The following is an 11,533-nucleotide window of genomic DNA, read 5'->3' as shown; positions in this document are numbered from 1 at the left end:
ACTCTCTTTCAGGTTGGTTATTGTTGGAAATTTGGCGCTTTAAATCTTCTTCTAAGGGAATATAAAATTCCTTTCTTGCCAAACTATAACATCCAGAAGCTTCATTAATCCTTGCGGTTCTGTGTCTCATCCATTGCCTTGCAATAAATATTGGAGCTTTAACATGAAATGTAAAAACCACCTGCTCCAATGGACTTGTATGCCCATTTCTTATTAAATAGTCAATAAGTTCCTCATCTTTCCTTTTAACACTATCTCCTCGATAAGAAATCCTTGCAGCATCAACGATTCTCTTATCATCTCCAATAAAATCAATAAGCTTTAAAAAACCATTATCCAAAATTTTATATTCTTTGTTCAAAAATTGATCTCCTTATTTAAAGATAAATTTATTAACTTTTTCAGAATGCAAATATTATATCATAAGAACAGTCTTAATGGGGAGTTTAATATTAAGCTTTGAGTAAAATAGAAAGCAAAAAAGGTAGAGGCTAATATAATTAGCCTCAAACCTTTTTGCTTTATCCTCTAATCATTTATAAATCTATATAATTAAACTATCTCATATATAAAGAAATGGTCATTACTTTTGTAAGATCTCTTGCACCTTGAGCTACTTTAACAACACTAGAAATAGCCTTTGCAACATCTTTTTTTGCTACTAATTGATCCTTATTTGATGGATTTAAACCATTAACAATATTGAGAACTTTTTGAGCCTCTTGAGCTGTTTCATCTAAAGCCCTTTCAGAAGCCATTAGAGTTTCTTTAACTTTTTCTACTTTAGCAAATTCTTCTTTTGTTAATTCCAATTCCTTATTATTTGGAGATTTATTTGACATTATTTGCTTTTCTATTAAAAACATTGCTTCACCTGCAACAGAAACAGCTTTTTGAGTTTCTTGAACAGCCTTTTTAGACATTTCAACAACCTTATTCGCATCCTCAGCAACCATTCCTGAAAACTTTGCCACAATAGTTGCCTCTTGTGATGCAACAACAGCACCTTTAGCAACATCTGACATCAAAGACATTGAACCTACAAACTTTTTAACTACGCTTGCATCATTTGATTCTACCAACTCAAGAGACGATTCTCTAACGCCTTCTAATTTATTAGAAACATCCTCTGTCACCTTGTTAATAGTATCTAGAGCTTTACTAACCTGATCTTTTTGATCTGGGCTTTTGCCATCTTTTTGATCTGATTGTTCTACAACATTGGATTGAGATTGTAGAACGCTTACATTGTTAGAATCTGCAAACACATTCAAATTTACAAGTCCAAACAATAATCCACTAATTATTAAATTACTAAACATTTTAGTCATTGTTTATTCTCCTTATTTAAACTATTTTATTCTTAATATTTTAAAACATAACTAAATTAGAATCAATATATATTTGTATTAAAATAAATAATTAACTCTTTTAATTTAAAATTCAATCTAAAATAAAGACTTTCAATAAAGATTTTAAGACTTAAATTTTACATTAAAATGGGGAGAACGGTGTTATTTTATAATAGTTAGATTTATTATTACAAAATAACACATGAAAAATATAATGCAATCATCAGTAAAAAACAAAGCTAATAACAAAATTTTTTAAAATTAATATAGCTTAAAAAGTACAACAATTCAGCATTAATATTGCTTGCATTAAGAATAAATTTAAAAACCAAATGAAATCTTTTAAGCTTTTTTTAAAAAAAAATATTTTAAATGATTAACTTATTGTCTTTTATTTTAAATAAGTAAAACAAATATTGAAAATTAAACAAACTGAAATATATTTATATTAGAAATACTGAGCTTGCCAAATAACACTAATTAAATTTTTTAAAGGATTACGTCTTGAAAAGAAACATGATTTATAAGATATTAACGCTATTTAAAATAACCTTGCTGTTCTCATGCTCTTTTTATTCTCCATCAAATAGCGAAGAAGCAACAAAGGAATTGCAATCAAACCTCATTGCTAAAAACTTTAGTATTAATAAAGCAGAAAATTTGAACAATTTACAACAAAGCCAACTTTCAAAAACTAAAAAGGAAAGGATAATTAAAAAATTTATTCAAAGATTAAATGAAAATGAAGAATTAATTGAATCAATAGAATCAAAGATTGAAATATCTACTCAAAAAACAAATCAAGATATTCAAAAAATTGAACCTATTGATCACTTTGGAATAAATAAAAACGCATTCCCGGAAAATACTGGCGCCTCAAATATTGACTTAATGTTAAAAAAGAATGAGGCTAGAAGATTATTTTATTCATCTCTAGATTATGATGAAAATAAAATCAAAAAATTAATCTCAATACTAGCAAAAACATCAAGCTCAAGTGGCTACCATTATAATATTATTGACGCATTTTTTTGGAAAGGATTTAAAACCCAAGAATCATTAGAAACAGTTGTCAATCTTTTAACTAAAAACGAGCTAAGACGCCTAATATTAAACTTTGAAACAAAAACAGTAAAAGATATTCAAGAAAAATTTGAAAAACTAATGCAAAATAAAAATGCTTGGATAAAAATCGTAGAAGAAGTTATTAGCAAATATGGAAACAATACAGCAAGTTCCAGTGTTGATAGAATAATTTTAGGAGAAATGATAAGGCTTGGATACGAATATAAATTAAACCCAGATGAAAGTATGCGCATTACAGAGAAGATGAAAATACTACTAAAAGCCTGTTGTGATCACATACACTACTAATTGGTAGTGTATGTATTAAAGGATTAAATATTGCAAATAAAAAAAAGGCCTAAAAACTAGAAATTTAATCTTCTAATACAAACTAAGACTAATGTTATTTGACATATATAAAAAAATAAGGAGAATATTTTGACAAAAACTGAATCAAATATGATTAAGGAGAATATTCTGACAAAAATTAAATCAAATATAATTAAGTTTAATATTACAACAATATTAAGCTTAATGTGCATCTCATGCTCACTTGTTGATCAAATTGATACAAAACTAAAAAGCCTAACCAATCCAAAAGAAAACAACCAAAATTGTTTAAATCAATCTCACAATCTAAAACCTTCAAATCAAAAATCTCTAGAAAAAGAAGATATAATCTCAAAATTAAAAGCAATCAGTAAGAAGCTGAAAGCTCAAGAAAAAAAAGACAATATAGAAATAGCCAAAATTGCTGCTGCAAAACTTGATTTCCTAGATACTTTTAAAGCCTCTCCCTATGGTACTCTTTATAAAGATGAAAAAATAGTAATAAAAAAAATAATTTACTCATCTCTAAATTACAACACACAAAAAATAAATACATTAAAAGAAATTCTTGAAAAACTTTACCAATATATTGACCACGAAAGAGTACCCCCTTTACTTATATATTTCCTTCATGGCACAGCATTTTTTATTCAAAAAGAACTAGAAGGTTGTTTAGAATTAATACAAAATGGATTACACAATCTAAAACAAAATGAGTTCGAATTGCTACATGGGGCTTTAGAAAAAAGCTTAACTCTAAAACAAGAATTTGCAAAAAAATTAAACGAAACTATTGAGGCTTACAATCAAAATTTATACAACATTAAAACCGATATGAAACAACTAACATGGCAGATATATGAAGTTTGTAAAGAACTTGGTACTTTTAAGCCTATTGATTAGTAATAAAAACAAAAAAAATACATTGCACTTGATATTTTTTTTAAAGAGAAGTTAATTCTTCTCTTTTTTTTTTACTCACTTAATTAGAGTCTAAGCTAAAAACAACAATGTTTTTAATCTTTATTTAATTTTTATTAAAGTTTGAATTTAAAATATTATAAAATCAAAACAAAAGTCTAAAACAAAGTAGAAATTTAATCTTTTAATATAAAATTAAACTAATATCATTTGACAAGCAAAACAATATAGTTATATTATTATTTTATATTAAAATTAATAAGTATTAATTTTAATTAATAAGGAGAGTATTTTGACAAAAACTAAACTAAATATAATTAAAGTTAACATTGTTGTAATAATATTAACTTTAATTTGCATCTCATGTGCTGTTGATAAAATAGACCTGGAACAAAAAAACCAAAATTTTGAAAATGCTGATCCTCTAAATAAAAAAAATCAAAATTTTGAAAATGCTGATCCTCTAAATAAAAAAAATCAAAAAACTAAAGCCTCAAAATTAGAAACAGCTGCTAAGAACCTGGAAAATCAAAACAAACAAGAATATATAAAAATAAATGAAATTGATGCTCAAGGAATTAATTTCCTAGCTACTTTTAAAGCTGATGAGAAGGATAATCTTTCTCAATATGAAGAAATGCAAATCAAAAGAACAATTTATTCATCTTTAAATTACGAAAAACAAAAAATAAATACATTAAAAGAAATTCTTGAAACACTTTACAACAAGCTTCAGCACAGGTATACATCTAAAGAATTCATTTATCAAATAGTAGCAAGTATTCAATACGACATAGATAGGGTTTTATGCTTAATAAAAGAAGCAATAATAAAAGATAACTTGCACACTCAAAACCAAAAAGAATCCGAATTACTAATGAACCTGGATTCTAGCTTAAAGACAAGACAAAACTTTGCAAAAAAATTAAACGAAACTATTGACGATTACAATAAAGATTCAAAAAACATTCAAACCAATGTGGACGCATTAGCAACCTATATGAAGGAAAATTACAAAACTCTTGATTCTTTTAAGCCTATTAATTAGCAATAAAAACAAAAAAATACATTGCACTTGATATTTTTTTAAAGAGAAGTTAATTCTTCTCTTTTTTTTACTAACTTAATTAGAGTCTAAACCAAAAACAACAATGTTTTTAATCTTTATTGATTTTTATTAAAGTTTGAATTTAAAATATTACAAAATCAAAAGAAAAGCCTAAAAACAGAGCAAAAATTAGACTTTTAGTAAAGAATAAAACTAATATTCTCGACAAATAAAAAAATATGGTTAAAATATTAGTTATAAGGAAAGGATTTTGCCAAAAACTAAACTTAATATAATTAAGCTTAATATTATTACAACAGTATTAACTTTAATTTGCATCTCATGCACACTTGTTAATAAAATTGGCATAAAACTAAAAAGCAAAACCAATACAAAAGAAAATAACCAAAATTTTGAAAATAAATCTCAAGATCCAGAATCTCTAAAAAAAAAGAATCAAAAAACTAAAGCCTCAAAATTAGAAACAACTGATAAGAATCCGGAAAATCAAGAATATATAAAAATAGCCGAAACCGATGCTAAAGGAATTGATTTCCTAGCTACTTTTAAAGCTGATGTATATGATGAGCTGTCTCGATATGAAGAAATGCAAATCAAAAGAATAATTTACTCATCTTGAAATTACGATACACAAAAAATAAATACATTAAAAGAAATTCTTGAAACACTTTATAACCAGCCTCATCACAGGTATACAGCTAAACACTTCATTTATCAAATAGCAGCAAACATTCAATACAACCTAGATATGGCCTTATACTTAATAAACGATAACTTACACACTCAAAACCAAAAAGAATCCGAATTACTAATGAACCTGGAATCTAACTTAAAGATAAAACAAAACTTTGCAAAAAAATTAAACGAAACTATTGACGCTTACAATAAAAATCCCCCCCCAAGCATTAAAACCTATGTGTACGAACTAGCAGCATATGGAGAAAAATTATAAAAAGACCTTGATTCTTTTAAGCCTACTAATTAATAATAAAAACAAAAAAATGCATTGCAATTAATGTTTTTTTAAAAGAGAAGTTAATTTTTTTCTTTGTTTACCAACTTAATCAGCATCTAAACCAAAAACAATAATGTCTTTTATTTATTGATTTTTAAATTTAAAATATTACAAAATTAAAAGAAAAACCCAAAACAAAGTAGAAATTAGACTTTCAATACAAAATAAAACTAATATTATTTGGCATAAAAAACAATATAGTTAAAATATTATTTTGTATTATATTTATTAAATATTAGTTTTATTTTATAAGGAGGATATTTTGAAAAAAAACAAACCAGATATAATTAAGCTTAATATTCTTACAATAATATTAACTTTGATTTACATCTCATGTGCTGCTGATAAAACCAATCCAAAAAAAAGCACCAAAAATTTAGAAGATCCTGATTCTCTAAATAAAAAGAATCAAGAAACTAAAGTCTCAAAATTAGAAGAAATTGGCAAGAAATTGGAAGCTCAAGAAAAGAAAGACAATGCAGAAATAACTACAATTGATACTACAGTACCTGATTTTCTAGGTTCTTTAAAAACCCAATCCTACCAAAATCTTAGCAAAAATGAAGAAATGAATATAAAAAGAATAATTTACTCATCTTTAAATTACGAAATCGAAAAAATAAAAACATTAAAAGAAATTATTGACAAACTTAAAGAAACTTCTGAACACCAAAAGATTCTTGAAAGATTCCTTTATTCCATATCACTAATGATTCAATTCCAACTAAACAAAAGCTTAAAAGAAATAAAAAAGAAAGCAAACACTCTATCTGAAGAAAACTATAATGCGCTACTAATGGACTTAGAATCTAACTTAAAGCTAAAAGAAAACTTTAAAAAAGCCTTAAACAAAACTATTGACGCTTACAATCAAGATTTAGAAAACATTAAATCCAATAAGGAGCAATTAGCAAAACATATGGATGAAAATTACAAAAATCTTCATTCTTTTAAGACCGTATATTACTAATTCAAATTAAAAAATCGTTGCAATTAATATTTTTTAAGAAGAGAAGTTAATTCTTCTCTTCTTTTTTTTAAACTTCACTTAATTAGAGTCCAAACTAAAAACAATAATGTCTTTTAATTTTTATTTAATATAAAATAAAACTAATATCATTTGACATATAAAATAATATAGTTATATTATTATTTTATATAATATTTATTAAACATTAGTTTTAATTTATAAGGAGAATATTTTGAAAAAAACTAAACTTAATATAATTAAGCTTAATATTCTTACAACGACATTAACTTTAATTTGCATCTCATGTGCCGTTAATAAAATTGATCCGGAACCAAAAAGCAAAACCAATAAAAAAGAAAACATCAAAAATTTTGTAAATAAATTTCAAGATCTTGAACCTTCAAAAAAACAAAATAAGGATCTGGAACCTTTAAGGGAAAAGTATCCAGAAGCTACAGCCTCAAAATTAGAAACAACCCTTAAAATCCTGGAAGCTCAGAAAGAAAAAGAAAATATAGAAATAGCTAAAATTGACAATACACAAATTGATTTCTTAAAAACTTTTAAAACTGATCCTCATGATTCTCTTCCTGAAGATGAAAAAATGCAAATGAAAAAAATAATTTACTCATCTTTAAATTATGAAACAGAAAAAATAAAGATATTACAAGAAATTCTTGAAAAGCTTGACAAAAATCTTCAACACAAGAAAATAGCTAAAAATTTCATTTACGACATACCAATAATTATTCAATCACGACTAGACATAATTTCAAAAGTAATAAAAAACCCAATAAAAGATGAATTACAAATTCTAAACCAAAAAGAAATCGAAGAGCTACTAATGCGCATAGAATCTGAATTAAAGATAAAAGAAAACTTTAAAAAAGCCTTAAACAAAACTATTGACGCTTACAATCAAGATTCAGAAAACATTAAAACCAGTGCAGAACAACTAGAAAAACATATAAATGAAAATTACAAAGAATTTAATTCTTTAAAGCCTATCTATTAGTAATAAAAACAAAAAAATACGTTGCACTTGATATTTTTTAAGAAGAGAAGCTAATTCTTCTCTTCTTTTTTTTAAACTTCGCTTAATTAGAGTCCAAACTAAAAACAATAATGTCTTTTAATTTTTATTTAATTTTTATTTAATTTTTATTAAAGTTTAAATTTAAAATATTACAAAATTAAAATAAAAACCAAAAATGAAGTAAAAATTAAACTTTTAATATAAAATTAAACTAATATCATTTAACATACAAAATAATATGGTTATATTATTATTTTGTATAATATTTATTAAATATTAGTTTTAATTTATAAGGAGAATATTTTGAAAAAAACTAAACTTAATATAATTAAGCTTAATATTCTTACAACGACATTAACTTTAATTTGCATCTCATGTGCCGTTAATAAAATTGATCCGGAACCAAAAAGCAAAACCAATAAAAAAGAAAACACTAAAGAATTTAAAAATAAATCTCAAAATCCAGATCCTTTAAAGACAAAAAATATAGAAGATATAATCTCAAAATTAAAAGCAATTGGTAAGGACCTAGAAGCTCAACAGAAACAAGAAAAGATAGAAATAGATAAAATTGCTGCTGCACAACTTGATTTTCTAGATACTTTTAAAGTTGGACCTCGTGATCTTATTGTAGAAGAGAATCAAATGAAAATGAAAAGAATAATTTACTCATCTTTAAATTATGAAACAGAAAAAATAAAGATATTACAAGGAATTCTTGAAAAACTTAAACAAAATCCTAAAGCTCATAATATACTTGGAAGCTTTCTTTATCACATATCATGGGGTATTCAATTTAACATAGAAGAGTGTTTAAAAGGAATAAGAAAAGCAATAACAGATGAATTACACACTCTAGGCCAAGAAAAAGCCGAAAGGCTACTAATGCAAATAGAATCTAGCTTAAAGCTAAAACAAAGGTTTGCAAAAACTTTAAAAGAAACTATTGAAGATTACAATAAAAATTTAGAAAACATTCAAACCGATGCGGAAAAACTAGTAAACCACATGAATGAAAATTATAAAGAACATGATTCTTTAAAGCCCATCTATTAGTAATAAAAACAAAAAAATACGTTGCACTTGATATTTTTTGGGAAGAGAAGTTAATTCTTCTCTTCTTTTTTTTAACTTCACTTAATTAGAGCCCAAACTAAAAACAACAAAATTCTGGGAATTTAACAACAACTGATAAGCACACCCATAAAAAAGAGCAAAGCCTTTGCTCTTTTTTATTTATACTTATTGATTATTTTTTAATTTGAACTAAGTTTTTATTAATTAGTAATTAATTTTAAATTTTAATTAATTTTGATTATTAAAATTCATTAAAAAGAAATCGAGGAATAACATCTTGAAAATTAAATCATTAATACCTTTAAAGTGCATAGCCTTGTTTTTGTCTTCTTGCACAATTGATGCTAATCTAAACAAAGATTATAAAAACAAAGTAGAAGAACTTTTAAATAGCTCAACAGATGATCAAGCAAAGATAAGTATTAACACAGGCTCAAATGCTACTAAAAATAAAACAAACATTAAAGTAGCAGGACTGCAAAAAAACACGCAATCAAAAAAAAATAACAACTTGCAAGGTTTAAATCCAGCTAATCAAGTGAATCCGGGAAATCCAATGCAAATAGCAAATCAAGCAAATCAAGCAAATCAAGCAAATCAAGCAAATCAAGCAAATCAAGCAAGTCAAGCAAGTCAAGCAAGTCAAGTAGCAAGCTCAGCAAGTCAGGCAAGCCCAGTAGCAAGTCCAGCAACAAATGTACAAGCTACACCGCCAAAACAAATAGCATCTGCTCAAGCAATTCAAACTGTGCCTAATAATACAAGCACTCCTAACCAAAGCATTATAAAACCTCAACAATATACCTTTAGTTCTAGTTTTAGTCAACCAACAAGCCAGACAAACTTTAACAATTCACAAAGCAATAATGTGCTCACCAATTACAGACACCAAACTCAGCCAAGCTTTGTTGTCCCAGTATATTCAGGTAATAGTCCATTACAAAAGCTAAAAAATAACCTTCTTAGAAGAATTGCTGAAGAAAAAAACAAAACACACAACCATGGATTTAGAGAAACTTACGATCAATTTAAAATGAAAGATTCTGCATTTACTCTATTAGATGTTATTTCAAATATTTCGGTTTTTGATCGAGGTTCCGCACCACAACTTAGCTCTAACACACCAGAAGCAGAAAGTGAAAGAAATAGACTCTATGCAATGATGGATTTTGATCAAGCTAAAACTACAGAATTTGGATCAATAATGAACATCCTTTACCAGGAGAATCAAAATCACAGCTTAATCAGATCATTAATAATATCAGGGCTTGGAATACAAATTTCTTTAGAAAGTACATTAGAAGAAATAGAGAAAAAAATTGAAAGCTTTAACACACAGTACTTAAACACTATAATCAATAGTTATACCTTTAAAGACAAGCTTAAAGAGCTTGAATCAAAACTAAATTCAATACTAGCTGAAAAAAAAGAATGGTTAAATTACGCTGACGCCATTATTACAAATACAAGCTCTAATTCAAAACGAAATGATCCTCAATCTTTAGGGCAATACATTAAAAATAAGTATTTAGATAAAATGCAAGATGCTCGTCAGTCTGCTCTTGACCTATACCTTAACATAACAGAAATCAGATAGTTTATTTAAAAAACGAAAATAAACTATTTTACAAAGATTTAATAAAAAAAAGAAGAGGATATCTCTTCTTTTTTTATTGTTCAATTTCAAATTTGAACTAAATTTAAATCATTAAGTATTAATTTTAAATAATTAAAATTACTTAAATTTTTATTAAAGGATTAAATTTTGAATAAACCAAAATTATTAATATTAATAACATTGGGGATAATAACATTTTTTTCTTGTGAGCTAAACTATGAAAATAATAAGAAGAAAGTAGCAAGTTATACAGAAGCAACCTACGATGAACCAATTCCTCAAGAAGACACAAAAAAACAAGAACATCAAAGATCAACAAAAGACTTAAAGATTCTAAAAAACAACAAAAGCATAAATCAAAAGCTCTCTGAAATCTTAGAAAGAGAAATGGCAATAATAAAAAGAGATAAGCTTCAAACAGAAATACCTAGCCAATTTGGACTAAAAGACAACATGTTTGAACTAATTAATGTTTACAAAACAAATCCTCAAAATGGAGCAAAACTCAGAGAAAAAATGAACTCCGGCCTAAGAGAATCTCAAAGAATCAGAAGACAATTTTATTCATCACTAAGCTACAACACTACTGACATTTTTAATTTAGCAGAGATTGTAAAAAAGCTTTATCAAAACCCAAAAGCGCACGAGATAATAAAAAATATATCAGGGGGCATGCGAATTCAACAAAGATTTGAAGTTACACTTGAAGATTTAGCAATTAACATGAACGGGCTAAAAGAAACTACTTTAGAAGAAATTTATGCTTTAGTTGTTGATTTAATCGAAATAAAAAAAGAATGGCTAAATACAATAGAAACATTGATCAAAAGTTCAAACTCTACCTTAGAGCTGCAATACGATATAGAAAAGCTAAAAGATCATATCCAAAAGCTATATAAAGAGAAAATGATTTCTCTTTGCTTTAAATCAGAGCAAGCATTAATTCAATTAGACACATTATTTAAATTTAATAATTAAAAAAATTTTAATTATTAAAGCCTTTAAACCTAAAGAGAGCTTAAGCTCTCTTTTTTTTCGATTTTTTTTTTGTACAATAACAATTTTGAATTAAAGTTATAA

Annotated in this window: 10 protein-coding genes and 1 pseudogene; 9 read left to right on the top strand and 2 right to left on the bottom strand. The window is 25.9% G+C overall.

From position 1 onward, the window contains the following. Together thyX and BG_RS04690 are read right to left on the bottom strand one after the other, a co-directional pair. Nucleotides 1-361 (bottom strand): FAD-dependent thymidylate synthase (gene thyX, locus BG_RS04695; RefSeq protein ID WP_044007984.1); only part of this gene is annotated, 361 nt, incomplete at its 3' end. A gap of 196 nt (nt 362-557) precedes the next feature. Further along, a complete protein-coding gene (locus BG_RS04690) occupies nt 558-1,331 on the bottom strand; it encodes an OMS28 family porin (protein WP_011187217.1) in 774 nt (257 codons plus the stop codon). Nucleotides 1,332-1,856: 525 nt separating this feature from the next. On the opposite strand from BG_RS04690, the gene BG_RS04685 reads away from it, so the two are divergent. The 9 genes and pseudogenes from BG_RS04685 to BG_RS04645 all read left to right on the top strand — a co-directional run bounded on the left by BG_RS04685 (nt 1,857) and on the right by BG_RS04645 (nt 11,431). After that, nucleotides 1,857-2,726 (top strand): complement regulator-acquiring protein, encoded by an 870-nt coding sequence (locus BG_RS04685; protein WP_044007983.1) that lies wholly within the window; start codon nt 1,857-1,859, stop codon nt 2,724-2,726. 129 nt (nt 2,727-2,855) lie between these two features. Then, complete coding sequence (locus BG_RS04680) at nt 2,856-3,650, top strand: complement regulator-acquiring protein (protein WP_226047814.1); 795 nt, start codon at nt 2,856-2,858, stop codon at nt 3,648-3,650. Nucleotides 3,651-3,960: 310 nt separating this feature from the next. After that, on the top strand, nt 3,961-4,716 hold the full coding sequence (locus tag BG_RS04675; RefSeq protein WP_011187214.1) for a complement regulator-acquiring protein: 756 nt from the start codon (nt 3,961-3,963) through the stop codon (nt 4,714-4,716). Between the two features lie 271 nt (nt 4,717-4,987). Further along, nucleotides 4,988-5,689, top strand: a pseudogene (locus BG_RS04670) (complement regulator-acquiring protein). A gap of 325 nt (nt 5,690-6,014) precedes the next feature. Further along, nucleotides 6,015-6,722 carry a complement regulator-acquiring protein gene (locus BG_RS04665; RefSeq protein ID WP_011187211.1) on the top strand — a complete coding sequence of 236 codons (708 nt, stop codon included), beginning with the start codon at nt 6,015-6,017 and terminating at the stop codon, nt 6,720-6,722. Nucleotides 6,723-6,954: 232 nt separating this feature from the next. Continuing rightward, the gene (locus tag BG_RS04660; RefSeq protein ID WP_011187210.1) at nt 6,955-7,737 is read left to right on the top strand and encodes a complement regulator-acquiring protein; all 783 of its coding nucleotides are present in this window, start codon (nt 6,955-6,957) and stop codon (nt 7,735-7,737) included. A gap of 324 nt (nt 7,738-8,061) precedes the next feature. Continuing rightward, complete coding sequence (locus BG_RS04655) at nt 8,062-8,814, top strand: complement regulator-acquiring protein (RefSeq protein ID WP_011187209.1); 753 nt, start codon at nt 8,062-8,064, stop codon at nt 8,812-8,814. Nucleotides 8,815-9,112: 298 nt separating this feature from the next. Further along, on the top strand, nt 9,113-10,432 hold the full coding sequence (locus BG_RS04650) for a complement regulator-acquiring protein (protein ID WP_044007982.1): 1,320 nt from the start codon (nt 9,113-9,115) through the stop codon (nt 10,430-10,432). Nucleotides 10,433-10,600: 168 nt separating this feature from the next. Next, nucleotides 10,601-11,431, top strand: a complete 831-nt coding sequence (locus BG_RS04645; RefSeq protein ID WP_011187207.1) for a complement regulator-acquiring protein — start codon at nt 10,601-10,603, stop codon at nt 11,429-11,431. Nucleotides 11,432-11,533 lie beyond the last annotated feature (102 nt).

Origin of the sequence: Borreliella bavariensis PBi (genome assembly GCF_000196215.1) — a bacterium.
In the GTDB taxonomy this organism is placed as follows: Bacteria; Spirochaetota; Spirochaetia; order Borreliales; family Borreliaceae; genus Borreliella; species Borreliella garinii.
Note: the sequence above shows the minus strand (reverse complement) of the source record. Positions and strands in the feature narration are given on the sequence as shown.

What these genes read in the sequence shown, in the direction of transcription:
- BG_RS04690 (WP_011187217.1), bottom strand. Translation starts at nt 1,331, where the DNA reads ATGACTAAAATGTTTAGTAATTTAATAATTAGTGGATTATTGTTTGGA.